At 61.1% G+C, this 14,285-nt stretch carries 22 protein-coding genes; 6 read left to right on the top strand and 16 right to left on the bottom strand.

Annotated elements, in window-relative coordinates; translation table 11 throughout:
- Nucleotides 1–196: 196 nt before the first annotated feature.
- From ACO9S2_RS05265 to ACO9S2_RS05190, 16 genes are all read right to left on the bottom strand, one after another.
- The gene (locus ACO9S2_RS05265) at nt 197–463 is read right to left on the bottom strand and encodes a type II toxin-antitoxin system RelE family toxin (protein WP_423720898.1); all 267 of its coding nucleotides are present in this window, start codon (nt 461–463) and stop codon (nt 197–199) included.
- Nucleotides 460–735, bottom strand: coding sequence for a type II toxin-antitoxin system Phd/YefM family antitoxin (locus tag ACO9S2_RS05260; protein WP_423720897.1), 276 nt, complete (start codon nt 733–735; stop codon nt 460–462). Before ACO9S2_RS05260 ends, ACO9S2_RS05265 begins: the two co-directional genes overlap by 4 nt.
- 170 nt (nt 736–905) lie before the next feature.
- Complete coding sequence (locus ACO9S2_RS05255; RefSeq protein ID WP_423720896.1) at nt 906–1,268, bottom strand: DUF2784 domain-containing protein; 363 nt, start codon at nt 1,266–1,268, stop codon at nt 906–908.
- A 40-nt stretch (nt 1,269–1,308) separates the two neighbouring features.
- Nucleotides 1,309–1,866: a DUF488 family protein gene (locus ACO9S2_RS05250; RefSeq protein ID WP_423720895.1), complete on the bottom strand. Its 558-nt coding sequence runs from the start codon at nt 1,864–1,866 to the stop codon at nt 1,309–1,311.
- On the bottom strand, nt 1,863–2,171 hold the full coding sequence (locus ACO9S2_RS05245; RefSeq protein WP_423720894.1) for a TfoX/Sxy family protein: 309 nt from the start codon (nt 2,169–2,171) through the stop codon (nt 1,863–1,865). The genes ACO9S2_RS05250 and ACO9S2_RS05245 overlap by 4 nt, the downstream gene beginning before the upstream one ends.
- Nucleotides 2,172–2,182: 11 nt before the next feature.
- Entirely contained in the window at nt 2,183–3,040 is an 858-nt protein-coding gene (locus ACO9S2_RS05240) for a class I SAM-dependent methyltransferase (protein ID WP_423720893.1), read from the bottom strand.
- 17 nt (nt 3,041–3,057) lie between these two features.
- Nucleotides 3,058–3,318 (bottom strand): MoaD/ThiS family protein, encoded by a 261-nt coding sequence (locus ACO9S2_RS05235; RefSeq protein ID WP_423720892.1) that lies wholly within the window; start codon nt 3,316–3,318, stop codon nt 3,058–3,060.
- Nucleotides 3,315–4,472, bottom strand: coding sequence for a WD40/YVTN/BNR-like repeat-containing protein (locus ACO9S2_RS05230; protein WP_423720891.1), 1,158 nt, complete (start codon nt 4,470–4,472; stop codon nt 3,315–3,317). Before ACO9S2_RS05230 ends, ACO9S2_RS05235 begins: the two co-directional genes overlap by 4 nt.
- Before the next feature lie 20 nt (nt 4,473–4,492).
- Nucleotides 4,493–4,927, bottom strand: coding sequence for a hypothetical protein (locus ACO9S2_RS05225; RefSeq protein WP_423720890.1), 435 nt, complete (start codon nt 4,925–4,927; stop codon nt 4,493–4,495).
- 76 nt (nt 4,928–5,003) lie between these two features.
- Nucleotides 5,004–5,567, bottom strand: coding sequence for a DUF1579 domain-containing protein (locus ACO9S2_RS05220; RefSeq protein WP_423720889.1), 564 nt, complete (start codon nt 5,565–5,567; stop codon nt 5,004–5,006).
- A gap of 115 nt (nt 5,568–5,682) precedes the next feature.
- On the bottom strand, nt 5,683–6,117 hold the full coding sequence (locus ACO9S2_RS05215) for a YciI family protein (RefSeq protein WP_423720888.1): 435 nt from the start codon (nt 6,115–6,117) through the stop codon (nt 5,683–5,685).
- Nucleotides 6,118–6,150: 33 nt separating this feature from the next.
- Complete coding sequence (locus ACO9S2_RS05210; protein WP_423720887.1) at nt 6,151–6,588, bottom strand: VOC family protein; 438 nt, start codon at nt 6,586–6,588, stop codon at nt 6,151–6,153.
- Between the two features lie 9 nt (nt 6,589–6,597).
- Nucleotides 6,598–6,987, bottom strand: a complete 390-nt coding sequence (locus ACO9S2_RS05205; RefSeq protein ID WP_423720886.1) for a YciI family protein — start codon at nt 6,985–6,987, stop codon at nt 6,598–6,600.
- A gap of 96 nt (nt 6,988–7,083) precedes the next feature.
- On the bottom strand, nt 7,084–7,449 hold the full coding sequence (locus tag ACO9S2_RS05200; protein ID WP_423720885.1) for a YciI family protein: 366 nt from the start codon (nt 7,447–7,449) through the stop codon (nt 7,084–7,086).
- Between the two features lie 61 nt (nt 7,450–7,510).
- The gene (locus ACO9S2_RS05195; protein WP_423720884.1) at nt 7,511–8,761 is read right to left on the bottom strand and encodes an RNA polymerase sigma factor; all 1,251 of its coding nucleotides are present in this window, start codon (nt 8,759–8,761) and stop codon (nt 7,511–7,513) included.
- 11 nt (nt 8,762–8,772) lie between these two features.
- A complete protein-coding gene (locus tag ACO9S2_RS05190; protein WP_423720883.1) occupies nt 8,773–9,129 on the bottom strand; it encodes a YciI family protein in 357 nt (118 codons plus the stop codon).
- Between the two features lie 504 nt (nt 9,130–9,633).
- Between ACO9S2_RS05190 and ACO9S2_RS05185 the strand changes: the two genes are divergently transcribed.
- The 6 genes from ACO9S2_RS05185 (at nt 9,634) to ACO9S2_RS05160 (ending at nt 14,247) form a co-directional block, all read left to right on the top strand.
- Nucleotides 9,634–10,068 (top strand): hypothetical protein, encoded by a 435-nt coding sequence (locus ACO9S2_RS05185; RefSeq protein ID WP_423720882.1) that lies wholly within the window; start codon nt 9,634–9,636, stop codon nt 10,066–10,068.
- 111 nt (nt 10,069–10,179) lie between these two features.
- Complete coding sequence (locus tag ACO9S2_RS05180; RefSeq protein WP_423720881.1) at nt 10,180–11,412, top strand: TCR/Tet family MFS transporter; 1,233 nt, start codon at nt 10,180–10,182, stop codon at nt 11,410–11,412.
- Between the two features lie 188 nt (nt 11,413–11,600).
- A complete protein-coding gene (locus tag ACO9S2_RS05175) occupies nt 11,601–11,855 on the top strand; it encodes a DUF2024 family protein (RefSeq protein WP_423720880.1) in 255 nt (84 codons plus the stop codon).
- A 12-nt stretch (nt 11,856–11,867) separates the two neighbouring features.
- Nucleotides 11,868–12,578 (top strand): MarR family winged helix-turn-helix transcriptional regulator, encoded by a 711-nt coding sequence (locus ACO9S2_RS05170; protein WP_423720879.1) that lies wholly within the window; start codon nt 11,868–11,870, stop codon nt 12,576–12,578.
- Complete coding sequence (locus tag ACO9S2_RS05165) at nt 12,563–13,003, top strand: group I truncated hemoglobin (RefSeq protein WP_423720878.1); 441 nt, start codon at nt 12,563–12,565, stop codon at nt 13,001–13,003. The genes ACO9S2_RS05170 and ACO9S2_RS05165 overlap by 16 nt, the downstream gene beginning before the upstream one ends.
- Before the next feature lie 476 nt (nt 13,004–13,479).
- Nucleotides 13,480–14,247, top strand: coding sequence for a cyclic nucleotide-binding/CBS domain-containing protein (locus ACO9S2_RS05160; RefSeq protein ID WP_423720877.1), 768 nt, complete (start codon nt 13,480–13,482; stop codon nt 14,245–14,247).
- Nucleotides 14,248–14,285 lie beyond the last annotated feature (38 nt).

Below are 14,285 nucleotides of genomic sequence, written 5' to 3'. Positions count from 1 at the left end.
TCATTCACGTTGTTCGGGCTGAGCTGCTAGGCTATTTTCTCACACCTTTTCTGCGCACCAGAGGGAAGGGAAAGGGGGCAGGCAGAACAAACGAATGGATGCATAGAGAGAAAAGATCGGCTGCCCAGATTTGCCGTCTATGTGGTCTCAATGCGCAGCGGGAATGATTGGCTCCTTTACCGATGTCTGTTTCTGCTCAATAGGCTTTCTGGAAGTCCGGTTTGCTGAGGACGCGCACGATGTCGATGCGTGCCCCTGATCGTTTGAAGACCACGCGGTAGTCGCCGGCTCTCAATCGATACAAGTTCTCCTTGAATCCCTGAAGCTTTTTGATCCGTTTCCCGTCCAGAATGGGATTGTCGGCAAGGCGCGCACAATCGGCAAGGATTTGGTTGGTGATTTTGTCGGAGAATCGGTCGAGGTCTTGTTGCGCTTTGTTGGAGAGAAAGACCTGATAGGTCACACCGTCTTGGCCTTCTTTCTGGTTCGTTTCGCTTTATAGTCGGACAGGGATAGTGACCGGCCGGCGCGAATATCTTTGAGCCCTTCCTCGATCTTTTTGCGGAGCTTCGGGCTATAGGCCAGCAGGGCATCTTCGATATCGTTTTCCGTGACAGGAACGAGCATCGCCGTAGGGCGTCCATGGGTGGTGACGAGGACGGTATTCCCCTCTTCCACGGTTCTGAGCATTTCCGATGTCTTGGCCTTCAGCTCGCGCACATTGGTGAATCTCACGGAGGCGCCTCTTTCGTATGGTTGCAAGTGTGACCACATCGTACGAATCAGATGCCCCGGAGTCAAGAGGAGCGGCGAAGTCGACTGGTCTCTTTGGTTGCTGGTCTGTCTTGTCTTTCTGGTGGGCGATAACGAGATAGACCAAAGAGACCGGACAGACCTCTCAGGCCTCACCTCTGCTGTGTTCGCCACCACCAGCCATAGATCGCCAGATTTACGGTCACCACGATCGCGCCAAGTATCAGTTGAATATCGTGCGTGAGTGTCTCCGGGTAGAGGAGGGGTATGACATAGTGGACGACGAAGTCTCCTTCATAGCCGTGGCTTCCGCCCTGTGTCCGCAGCCAATTCTCCAGAGGCGTCAGTGGACAGATCCAGCCGCTGAATTCTATGAACGCTCCCCAGGCCGCGGCGGGCAGGTGCAGCCACATGACTCTCGGCCATCGCAACACGAACAGCCCGCCGAGCAGCACGAAGAGTACAAAACTCAGGTGGATAAGCACGACGAGATCGGCGGCTAGGCGGTAGGGCATGGGGCTAGTCTGGAGAAAGCGGGAGGCTGGTGCAATGGGTTTAGTCGAACAGCCGAGGGGCGGCGTCCGGATCTGGGTAAGAAAGCCGTCCATTCTCGACAACGGCGAACGATGTCAGGCGGTGCCGGTCTGCCTTCGTATTGGTCATGATGTGCCGGACCTCCCAGCCACGGCTGACCAACGCGTCGGCGATCAAGGACCGGTGGCAGCGCCAGGGGACGGCTTCGGCGCACATGACGGCGGTCTTCACGCCCGTGCTATGTGCCATCAGCTCTTCCAGCGTCTGTTGAAATTCCTCCGTCAGCATGTAATCGGCATAGCCGCGAAAGCTCTCATTGCGCCAGCCGGTATTGCGAGAGTCTTTCTTCGGTTTGCGCAGTCCGCCTAGCGCGGGCATGTGGCGATAACGGATCCCCGAGCGTCGCAACGACTGCGCAAGCGCGTCTGTATTAAATTGAGGGTTGTGACGAGAGCGCGGCACTGTGCGCACGTCGATGAGTTTGGCGATGGTATGGGCCTGAAGCAGGGCGATGAATTCCTCGATCGGCCTGGTCGAATGGCCGATCGTCCAGAGGGTGAGATGCGGTCCATCGCTCACCGCTGGCCTGCCTGTTTGGCCCAGTCAGTCAATTGCTCCGCATCCTCGATCACGTCGAGCGGGACTTCATAATACGACGTGAGCGTTTGCTTGGCGTTGGGTTTGAACGGTTTCATGCCCTGGTCTTGATAGAGCGTGACGGTGGCCTTGGAAACTTTGAAGTAGAGCCGGCCTTTGTGGATGATGCCGAAAAACGTGTCTCGATAGCGAAGCCCGTGGCCACCGAACATGGCGCGACAGGTCAGGTCTCGGAGATCGGCCAGTTGGTCGAGCACGAAATCCTTGAAGCCGTCTGTCTTGGCCATAGGAGTGATTCCTACTGTGGCTTGCGCGCCGCGACAAACCGCACCGCCATCGGGAACACGAGGCGCTCGCCACGCCGGTAATTTGACGCGGCTTGGAGAATACGCTGTTTCACGTCCTGCTGCTGTGCCCCGGTCAGCTTGGCCATGAGATTCTGGACCGGCGCGGCGATCTCCATCAGGCTGGTGTAATACTCGTCAGCCGAGGCATAGGCCCATTCCGCAAGGAACTCCTGTTCGGCCACATCGACCAATCCGGCCTGTTGGAACATGCCGGCGAGATCGCCCGGCTTCGCCAGCCGGAAGATGCCCGGCGCCGTGGGGTCGGGCGGCGGCAGCTCGATCACCTGTTTGATGGCGGTCATTGAGAGCCCGATCGAGGGATTCTGCTCCGGCGCGGACCAGACGGCCGCCGCCACCCATCCTCCCGGTCTCAGGACCCGCGCGATTTCTGAGGCGGCCTTGGGAATGTCCGGCAGGAACATCAGGCAGAAGCGGCTGGTGACCGCGTCGAACGAGTCGGCCTCGAACGGCAGCATCGTCACGTCGCCGGTTCTGAATGAGACATTGCTCAGGCCGAGGCGTTTGGCCTTGCGGTTCGCGGCGGCGAGCATCTGTTCGGCGAGATCCATGCCGGTGACGCTGCCGGTCGCTCCGACTGTGTGCGCACCAAGCAGAGCCGGATAACCCGTGCCCGAGCCGAGGTCCAGCACTTTCATGCCCGCGTGCAGGCGCGCATCGGCCACGAGGCGATGATTCAGAAACGCCATCTGCTCGTCGAACAGGCGGTCCCACTTCTCCCACCCGCCGGCGACGCGGTTCCAGTCCTGACGTTGACCTTCGATGACTTGTGCGGGATTCAGTTCAGGCATAGGGCCTCCTTGCTGTGTTATCCGCCGCTGAGGGCGCAGACGATATAGATCCGAGCTTCCTGCTGAAGCGGGCCGGTCAGGTGCGAGATCTGTTGTTCATTCACGAAAATTCTGATGTGCGGCCTGATGGTATCCTGTTCCGTGATGATGCGAAACCGGATGCCGGGAAATCGGCGATCCAGCGATGCCAGGGCGTCAGCCAGCGTGGCCCCCTCCACCTGTACCTCGCTCTCCTGCGCGGTGTAGGACCGCAGGGCGCTGGGAATGTGGATGATCATCGTCCGAGCGTTGCCGCTTCCACGGAATAGATTTCCGGCAGATGCCGGGCGATGCAGGTCCAGGTCGCTCCCTCGTTCCGGCTCGCCCAGATTTCGCCTTGCGTCGTACCCACATAAAGCCCGACTGCCTCGTGCGTATCGTTGGTCATGGCCTGACGCTTCACCGTCCACCAGGCATGTGACCGGGGGAAGCCCTTGTCCTGGCGCGTCCAGCTTTTTCCGGCGTTGCGCGTGACATAGGCGGCCGGTTTTCCATCTGGGCTCACGCGCGGCCATACGGTGGTACCGTCCATCGGAAAGACCCAGGCCTGGTCCGCATCGCGCGGATGCACGACCATGGGAAAGCCGATGTCGCCGACTTTCTTGGGCATGTTGTTCCCGATCCGCACCCAGGTATTCGAGGGCCGATCGATCCGATAGATGCCGCAATGGTTCTGCTGATACAGCCGGTCGGGATTGCTGGGGCAGAGCCGCACGCAATGGGGATCATGGAAAGTGACGGTCGAGGCGTCAAAACCCTCCACGACGTCGAGTCCCTTGATGAGAGGCGCAAACGTTTTGCCGCCATCGACGGATTCATGCACACCGCCGCCGGACATGGCGAAATAGAGATGTGCGGGATCACGCGGGTCCACGAGGATCGAGTGCAGCTTTGGTCCGTCCGGCGTACCGTCCTGCACCGTGCCCATCCATTCGCGGTACTGCGGATCGTCGTTGATGTAGGAGAAGGGCTTCCAGCTGGCGCCTCCGTCGTCGGACCGGAACAGACCCTGCGGCGAGGTGCCGGCATACCAGGCGTTCGGTTCGTTGGCATGACAGGGCGTGAGCCAGAAGGTGTGATTCACGGCGCGGCCCTTCTCGCCCTCCGGCACCTTCGGGAAAGCCGGCGGCGCAGCCGACTCCTTCCAGGTCTTCCCGGCATCGGTGGAGCGAAACAGGGTCGGCCCCAGGTGCCCCGTGCTGGCCGCCATCAACATCGTGCGGCGATCGCGGGGGTCGCAGACGACGTGATGAATGATGTGGCCGAGAAATAGCGGCGCCGAAACCTTCCACGTCCGTCTCGCCCGGTCGCTCTTGAGGATGAAGGCGCCTTTTCTGGTGCCGATCAGCAGGGTCACGGCACCGCTGCTTGCTGTGGCAGTCGAGGATGTCATCACCGGCCTCCGTCTGAGCATTATTTCAAAGTCTGCAGCGTCTCCCGCAGTTCCTTCAATTCAGCGACGAAGAGATCGAGATGCTGATCGCGCTGCGGCTGATCGTCTTTGAATTTCCAGAGCCGTTTGAAAATGGCCATGAGCTCCTTCTTGTGGGTCACGGCCAGATCGTAGGCCGGCGTTTTGGCCTGCGCGTCCGTCACGCCGCAAAATGCATCGTTCAGAGCATGGAACTGATTGTGGAAGTCGTCGAACGCGTTGTCCATGCCCTTCCCGCCTTTGGCTTTCACGGCGGTGGCTTCCATCATGTTCGTGAGGTTGATCAGGGTCTCGACACCCGTCGCGCCTTTCGCCTGGGTCGCATAGTCTCCGGCGCGTGGGTAGAACAAGTAGCTGCAGCCGCTGAGTCCGGTCAGCATCAGGGCCAATGCCAACATTCCCAATGTGCGTTGCATATGAGGCCTCCCTAGGTGGTGGTGTTGCTGATCGCCTAGTCAACCATGTTGCCTAATCGAGGTCAACGTTGCCTCGTCACGGTTTGCGCGTATAGGTGATCTCCATCATCTTCATCTCTTTGCCATGCCCGTGGGCGCCGTACATCTCGAAGGTCTGGCTGTTCGGATCAATGATCTTCCAGACCGCGCGATGCGTCATCTGTCCCCCGCCGAGTTCCGGGTGTTGTCCCTTCAGCGTGATCGTCTTGCCGTCCGCGCTCGCCGTGCCTTCCATCATGAAAATCCCGGTGCCCATGGTATCGATCCAGGTCGACACATATCGCTTGCGGAGGTTGTCGTATCCGCTGAGCCCGACCCCGGAGTAGGGGTGCCCCATCATGGTGCCGGTGAATTCCTGCTGGAGAAATCGTCCCTCCAGCAACATTTTCATTTCGACGGAGCCGGTCGATTCCACCGGCGGCTTGCCGGGCTCCATCCACTCCTTCGTGGTTGTCGTCCAGCCGCCGGCCAGGCCGGCGAACCGGTTGTGCTGCTCACCGGGTGTCGCCAGTTTCTGGTAGGCCTCCATCATCGCCTGCGGATCCATCGGTTTTACGGCCTTCTTGTCCTTGGCCAGGGCCGGTGACAAGGTCAGTGCCATACATACTATGGTGAGTATGAGATGCCTGATACGCATGGTGTCCTCCTTTACTGTTGTACGCACGTGTTGAGATCGACCGAAATGGCAACAGTCTCGATCATGGCGTCCTCCGCCTTTACCGTTTCCCGGCGTCGACCTGCGCACGAATGCGCGCTTCCTGCTCTCTCAACTCCGGGGTGAACTCAGTGCCGAAGTCCTCTGCTTCGAAGACCTGGCGGATTTCGATCTCGCCTTCGTGGCCGTCGCCGGCCGGATTGGGACAGCGCCTCACCCATTCGATCGCCTCTTCTTTCGACCTGCACTGCCAGAGCCAGTAGCCCGCGATCAGCTCCTTCGTTTCGGCAAAAGGCCCGTCGACCACCGTGCGTTTGCTGCCAGAAAATCGCACTCGCGCCCCTTTGGAACTGGGGTGAAGTCCATCGCCGGCGAGCAGCACGCCAGCTTTCACCAACTCTTCGTTGAACGCCCCCATGTCGGCTAAGAGCTTTGTGCCCGGCATCACACCCGCTTCTGAATCCTTCGTGGCTTTCACAATGACCATGAATCGCATGATGTCTCTCCTTGAATTGAGCGTGTTGTGCGACTATGGACCCTCATATGCTCGCGTTAACGCGTTGATGTCGATCTTGCCCATCTGCAACATCGCCTGCATGACTCGCCCAGATTTCGAGTCGTCTTCATCCTGCAGCATCTCGCCCAAGATCGACGGGATGATCTGCCATGACACGCCGAATTTGTCTTTCAGCCAACCACAGCGGCCAGGCTCGCCTCCGGCGGAGAGTTTGTCCCACAGTTCATCGACTTCCTCTTGTGTCTTGCAGTCTACAAAAAACGATATAGCTTCGGTGAATTTGAATTGTGGCCCGCCGTTCAGGGCGATGAATCGTTGGCCGTTGAGCCGGAATGTGGTGGACATCTCGCTGATTCGTTCGATCGTTGAGTTCTTGAAGATGGACGTATAAAACCTCGCCGCCTCTTCGGCCCGACCGTCGAACCATAAAAAGGGAGTAATTTTATCCATAATAGATTGTTACCTCTTTCCCCGCCGCCGCTCGCTTTCACGAATCATCTCGGTCAGGTCTTCCACCGGACGGATTTCCCAGGGGCCCATTTTCACGCCAGGGTGGTTCGACACGATCTGGAGGGCGTGGTTGCGATCGCGAGCCTCGATCATCAGGAGTCCGCCCAGGATTTCCTTCGTCTCGGCAAAGGGGCCGTCAGTGACGGAGACGTTGCCGTTCTGGTAGCGGAGCGTGGTGGCGGTATCAGGGCCCTGGAGTCCTTCTCCGACTACCCAGTGGCCGTTCTTCTTGAGCAGCTCATCGTAGGCGAGGCACTCATCGATCATGGCACTCTGTTGGACGGGAGACAATGTCGCCCACTGATTGACGTCGAGATATCCCAGGCATATGTATTTCATCGGTTCTCCTTTTCACAAAAGATGGGGCCGCTTCACCCTTTAGTCGTACGGGACGGCCAAAATCGACAGCGCAGGATCAGCGCGAGATCCTGAAAGCTATTTCTCGGGCAACCCCGCGATTTCTCTCACGGGACGAACCTCCACCGCCCCGATCCTCGCTCCCGGAATGCGGCCGGCGATCTCGATCGCCTCTTCCAAATCTTGTGCGTCAACCAGGAAGTACCCGGCGAGCTGCTCGCGGGTTTCGACGAATGGTCCGTCAGTTACCGACCGCTTCCCGTCACGCACCCGGACGACCGTGGCCGTGGCGACAGGTTGGAGCGGCGAGGCATGGACATATTGCCCCTTGCCATGAAGCCGGTGGCAGAGCTGAATCGACTCGGCCAGCATGGCCTTTCGCGTCCCTTCGCTCATCCGGCTGAACGATTCTTCATTGTGGTGAACCAACAATAGGTATTTCATGCAGGTACCTCCCCGTACCGATAGTCGTTCCTGGCGTCTGAAATCGACAACGGAATTCCGGCTAATCCAGCTCGGCCAGCCGCTTTGCAAGAAACCGGCGCTCCGGCTCCTGCTTCGTGAGGGCGAGAGCCCGCTCATAGGAGGCGCGGGCGTCCTCCCTATTCCCCAGCCGCCGGCAGAAATCAGCCCTGGCGGAATGGAGTAAATGGTAGTCGGCCAGCTCGCCCCGCACCAGGAGCGCGTCCACCAGCGCGAGGCCTGCCGCGGGCCCGTCCTTCATTGCCACGGCCACAGCGCGGTTGAGTTCGACGATCGGCGAGGGGGCCGCGCGCATCAGCAGGTCGTAGAGGGCGACGATTTGCGCCCAATCGGTCGCGGCGGGGTCGGGTGCTTCAGCATGGACGGCGGCAATCGCCGCTTGCAATGTGTAGGGCCCGAACCGCCGCAAGGCGAGCGCCCGTTCAATAAGCGCGATTCCTTCCGCTATCAGATCGCGGTTCCAGCGTGACCTGTCTTGGAGTTCCAGGAGGACGATCTCCCCGGTCGCCGACATGCGCGCCTCGCGCCGTGATTCGTGCAGCAGCATCAACGCGAGGAGGCCCATGACTTCCGGTTCCGGCAGCAGCTCCAGCAGCAGTCTTCCCAAACGGATCGCTTCGCCCGAGAGATCGGCTCGCGTCAGCGATGCGCCGGAAGAGGCGGAGTAGCCTTCGTTGAAGACCAGATAGATGACGTGCAGCACCGAATCCAGCCGGTCCGGCAGCTCGGACGGCGGCGGTACTTCGTAGGGGATCCGCGCGTCGCGGATTTTTGCCTTGGCGCGGACGATGCGTTGGGCCAGGGTGGGAGGGGAGGAGAGAAAGGCCCGGGCGACTTCTTCGGTCGTGAGGCCGCAGACCTCCCGCAATGTCAGTGCCAGTTGCGCCTCCGGCTTGAGCGCGGGATGACAGCAGGTAAAGATCAACCGCAGGCGGTCGTCCTCAATGTGTTCGTCGTCCTGCTCAGCCGGGTCGCCGGTGGTCGTTTCGAGCGCTCTGGCGAGCTCACTCTGCGATGCGTCATAGCGGGCGCGTCGCCTCATGCCGTCGATTGCTTTGAAACGGCCGGTGGAGACGAGCCAGGCCCGCGGATTGGCGGGGATGCCGTCGCGAGCCCATTGCTCCATTGCCGCCGCAAAGGCTTCGTGCAACGCTTCTTCGGCCAGGTCGAAATCCTTGAGCAGCCGGATGAGCGTCGCAAGCACCCGGCGCGACTCAGACCGGTACACCTCGTCGGCGGTTGCGCGGGCTCTGGTGGCTGCGTCATCGTTCATGGCTTGGTCCGTTACGCGCAGCCGAGTTCCTTCATCGGACGGACTTCCACGCTGCCATAACGGGCGGCGGGGAAATGAGCCGCGATGCGGATCGCGTCGTTCAGGTCCGGCACGTCGAGCATGAGAAAGCCGCCCAGTTGTTCCTTCGTTTCGGCGAACGGCCCGTCGGTCGTCGAGGCCTTGCCTTCGCGGACCCGCACGGTCGTGGCGGTCTCCACCGGATGGAGCGGGGAAGCCGCCAGCAACTGGCCGATCTTTTGCAATCGGTCGCAGTAGGCCATCGACTCGTCGGAGAGCGCGGCCCGCTCGTGGCTCGGCAGGGCATGGAGGATCTTTTCTTCGACATAGACCAGACAAAGGTATTTCATGGTGTGCTCCCCACGGGGTTACAGGTGGTGTGCCGCGACCGCCGGATATCGGCCTTCACCGGATAGTCGTCGGGGAAGCCTGAAATCGACAACGGGTCATGGATCTGCGGAACCCGATTCCTCAGGACAACAAGCTGCATGTCTTAACCTGTCCGGCAGCGTTAGAAAGATCGTTCCCGCTTCGTCTGAGACGGCAGGATAGTTCAAACTATTGCCATGCCTGACGGGTCAAATCGTCGCATGTTGCCGAATAATCAGTCAATTTTCAGCAATGGTTTCTCTGTGCATTCCCGCCGTAGTTACGGGAGTGTATCCGGCGACCGCGCACGAAACAGCAGTGTGTGGGCTACGTATTTTTATGGAACCCTTTTGGCTTCTATACAATCAGCCGGTTGGTGTATTACAACGTCACAGCATTGAGGCTGTCGGCGATCTCCAAGCGGGGAGATGCCGAGTCAGGTGGTCAATGGGTGCGGAACCGGGGCGAACATGATGAGGCAGCTTATGGCATCGATAGGTTTGTACGGGAAGACGTTGCTGGGAAAGATGGGGTTGGGTGAAACGGCCGGTTCTCTTCCGGGCGGGGAATCGGGGGAGGACGGCGTTCTGCGGGTTGAACGTCGGCGGGAGGCACGCAGCCCCAAGATCAGCCCCTGCTCCTACGGGCTGATGCGGTCCGTCGATCGCGACGGGGTGACGCTTGAAGAGGGGCTGGGCACCGCGGTGAACGAGAGTCCCACCGGCCTGCGGTTATTGCTGGGGATCGCTCCTCACGCAGGGCAACTGTTGGAATTGCAAACGACCGATTCAAAGTTCCGATACGGTCTCTATCTTGCCGAAGTCTGTTGGACCAAACCGCTCAGGGAAGACGAGCAAGGCGCGCTCTACCTCGTCGGATGCCGCGTCAACTTCGGCACCAGCCACGTGTCGCTATTCTAGCGCTCACGTCTTCCCGGCGGGATGCGGGGTCGCAGCTCACGCTCTGAGAATCCGTCCTTCCTTCATTTGTCCATATCGCCGCACGGGGCCTCCTGCTAGGATACCCCGGCTATGGCCGAGTCTCCTGTCAGCCGGCCGCGTCAGGCGGCCATCCTGTTCATCCTGATCACCGTCATGCTCGACGTGCTGTCGTTCGGGATCATTATTCCCGTCCTGCCCAGGCTCGTCGAAGAGTTTCTGGCCGGGGACGCAGCGCAGGCCGCCCAGATCTACGGCCTCATGGGGATGGCCTGGGCGCTCATGCAGTTCGTCTGTTCACCTATTCAGGGCGCGCTGTCGGATCGGTTCGGGCGCCGGCCGGTCGTTCTGCTGTCGAATCTCGGCTTGGGCCTCGATTACATTTTCATGGCCCTGGCGCCCGATGTCACCTGGCTCTTCGTGGGCCGGGTCATTTCGGGCATCGCCTCGTCGAGCTTCAGCACCGCGGGAGCCTACATCGCCGACGTCACGCCGCCGGAGAAACGGGCCGCCGGTTTCGGCATGATCGGCGCGGCCTTCGGCTTGGGCTTTGTGCTGGGTCCCGCAGTGGGAGGAATGCTCGGCACGATCGATCCGCGTCTGCCCTTTTGGGGGGCGGCGGTGACGAGTCTGGTGAATGCCTGCTACGGGTTTTTCGTCCTGCCGGAGTCGCTTCCTCGCGAGAAGCGGATGGCCTTTTCCTGGAAGCGGGCCAACCCGATCGGCTCGCTGGTGCTGCTCCGCTCACACCCGGAATTGTTCAGCCTGGCGACCGTCGCCTTTCTCGGCTATCTCGCTCATGCCGTGTTGCCGAGCACGGCCGTCCTCTACGTCGGTTATCGGTATGGCTGGGGACCGTCGGCGGTCGGCTTCATGCTGGCCGGCGCCGGCATCAGCGCCATGCTGGTGCAAGGGGTGCTGATGCGGCCCATCACCGCCCGCCTCGGTGAGCGGCGGACGCTGCTCACCGGGTTGCTGTGCGGCGCCATCGGTTTCTCGCTGTATGGCCTGGCGCCTACGGCATGGGTCTATTGCGCGGGTATTCCGGTCATGGCGTTCTGGGGATTGGCGGGGCCGGCCACCCAGTCGCTCATGACGCGGCGCGTCAGTGCGTCCGAGCAGGGTCAGTTGCAAGGCGCCATCGCCGGCCTTTCCGGCATCGCCGGGCTCATCGGTCCCGGGCTGTTTACTCAAACATTCGCGTTCTTCATCAGGAGCGATGCCGCCCTCAGCGCGTCCGTGCCTCTTCCCGGCGCGCCCTTTCTCCTTGCCGCTCTTTTATTGTTGCTGGCTATGACCTTGGCCTGGCGCGCAACTGCCCGGTAGATCGCCGCTTCTCTCAATCGCGAACCCCGTCCTTTTGCACGGGTCGTGCGCTGCGTGGCGCGCCGTCATTGCCAGGCCGGTTCCGCCCGCTCACGGTCCCGCCTTGAGAAGGTCTTGTTGACAGGAAGCCGAACGTTTTGTAGTATTCAGGAGTCCTAACTAATTAGGCAAATACAAGGGAGGCGGCGATGGAGGCGGTTAAGGTGTTCGATACGTGGGTGGAGGCGGCGGGGCGCATGCATCATTTCGACGTCATGACGCGCGACGAAGCGACCGCGTTGAGGCTGGCGAACCAGCATATGGCGTCAATGGGGCTCACGGCGGCGACGGTGACAACGGAGGAATGTCAGTTTTGTCATCAGGAGCCGTTGGCGCTCTTCACGGAGACCCAGCAACGGGAGTTTCGCGAGGCCGGGGGCTTCATCGTCACGCTGTCTGCGTAGGGATGGCGGATCATGGCCACACCGGTTCCCATGCGGGCAGACAAGGCGATCGAGGACCACATTGCGGTCGGGCCCGGCAAAGTGGCTGTGGCGTTGCGGCATCAGGCGTGGGAAGGCGGCGCCGCCAGAAACCTGACCCTCACTCAGGGTGATTCTGGTGTGCTTGATGGAGCGTGGGGGCAGCGCATGCGATTGAACGATGTGGCGGCCGAGATCTGTCTGACGGCGGCAACGGCAAGCGATGCAGTCGGGGCATCGGAGCGCAAGGGGCTGGTGCGGAAAGCTCGCGCGGCCGATGACCGGCGTTCGGTGGCGCTCACGCTGACGGCAGCCGGGAGGCAGGAAGCCGGGCGAACCGGCGCCTGGAGCGACTTGGTGCGGATGGGCGTCGCTTGCTTGTCAACGGCGGAGCAAACCGTGTTGTTGCGCGGGCTCATCAAAATCATCCAGGCGTTGCAGGAGCAGGGTGTCATCTCCACGGTGCGCATGTGCGCCGGGTGTTCCTATTTTCATCCGTATGCCCATGCGAAGGCGCCGAAGCCCCATCACGGCACATTCGTGAATAAGGCGATGGGCGAGGGGCAGTTGCGGCTCGAATGCCCCGATTTCGTGCCGGTGCCGGAAGGCGACGCGTCGAACGGTGGACAGTGTTTTCAGCGGCAGCAAGGGCCGGTAAGACCGGCGTATTCACCACACAGGAGGGCAGTATGCAGCAGCGGATAATGTGGGGCGTGGCGGCGGTGAGCGTGATGTTGGCGGTCGGATCGGCGGAGGCCGGCGACCAAGCGGCCAAGTCGCTCTACGACCGGTTGGGCGGCAAAGGCGCCATCACGGCAGTGGTGGAGACGTTCGTGGGAAAAGTCGGCGGCGACGCGCGCATCAACAGTTACTTCAAGAGCACCGATCTGGTGAAGTTGAAGATGCATCTCGTCAACCAGATTTGCGAAGCCAGCGGCGGTCCCTGCCACTATACCGGGCGGACCATGAAGCAGACCCATGCGGGGATGGGCGTCAGCGCCGCCGCATTCGGCGCCTTGGTGGAGGATCTGGCCGGCGCCTTGGATCACCATAAGGTGGGCAAGACCGAGAAGGATGAACTCCTGGGCGTGCTGGGGCCGATGAAGGGCGATATCGTCGAAAAGCAGTAGACCTATCCGCCCGGGGGAGCCGCTGCGGCGGCTCCCCCATTCCCGTGTTCCGTTCCTTTCGTCTGTCGCTCCCATTCTATTGCCATCGAGACGTTGCCGGGGCACGTCGCTGGCATTCTTGACGGTCAGACCCAGGCCTCATAAAAGCGGCCTTTGTCCGTCCGGACTTTCTAGCAAGGAATGATTCATGGAGCCGGTGTCTCCGCCTGTTTCCGCCAGGTCGTCCAGCTTGGGCGTCGCGTCGGATGAGAACCCCACCTGGTTCCTGTCGATCTGCGGTTCGTCATCGCCTATGCCCGCCTCTACTTCCTCGGTCTCGTGTGGATGTGTCCCTATCCCCTGTTCACCGTGGGGAACCGTGCCTGGATGACCTGCTGACGGCGATCCGTTGCAGCGCGGGCCGGCTTGCCTCCCCCCTTCGTGCAGGCGTAGAATCTGGCTGTCTTTCTCTCCCACCTCTTTCGATCGGAGGTGTTATGGCTACTCGCACCGCTTCCTCTCAACCCCGGGTGTCTCTCGACCGCAGTATCGAACGCGTGCGCAAACAGCTCGCCGACCTCGCTCCGTTTCTGGGCAAAGGTACGACGATGCGCAGCCTGGACGAATTCGACCTGGAGACCGAACGGTTGATCGGAGAACTGCTCGGGCAGACGTCCGATCTGTTGCATGCCTACGAATATGCCGAGTTGGGGGAGGCGGCCGGTTTGGTCAACATGCCGGACGAAGCCCCCGAAGGCACCGGTATGGATAGCCAGCGGCAAAGTCTGTTGCAGCGCAACCGTGTGCTGGAGAGCTGCGTCTCGGAATTGGAAGCGCGCCGGTCCGCCGCACCCAAGAAATCCAGGATCGGGCCCACGCTCATCGGCCCTCAGGTCGCCGAGCACATGTCCACCGAGATCAGGAGCGTGTCCCAGGACGCCAGCCTGCGAGAGGCGGGGCAGCTCATGCAGCGATGGAAAACAGGATCTCTGTTGGTGACCAACGGTCGATCCTACGTCGGGGTCTTGACCGATTCGGCCCTGGCGCGCGAGGTCGTGGCCAACGGGCTCGACCCCGGAACCACCTCCGTAAAAAACTGCATGCGGGCACCGGTCATCGCCATCGAGGGCCACCGCCCGATTATCGAGGCCGTGCGCGCGATGAAAGATCAGGCCACCCGCCATCTCGCCGTCACCCAGGACGGGCAGATCATCGGCGTGATTTCCGTTTCCAACGTGCTTCGGTATTACTCCGGCGTCGTCTAGTCCCGGTGTGTTCGTGCCACGTTCCGTGTCGCGTGTCT

This window comes from Nitrospira sp. NS4 (genome assembly GCF_049546785.1).
Taxonomy (GTDB): domain Bacteria; phylum Nitrospirota; class Nitrospiria; order Nitrospirales; family Nitrospiraceae; genus Nitrospira_D.
Note: the sequence above shows the minus strand (reverse complement) of the source record. Positions and strands in the feature narration are given on the sequence as shown.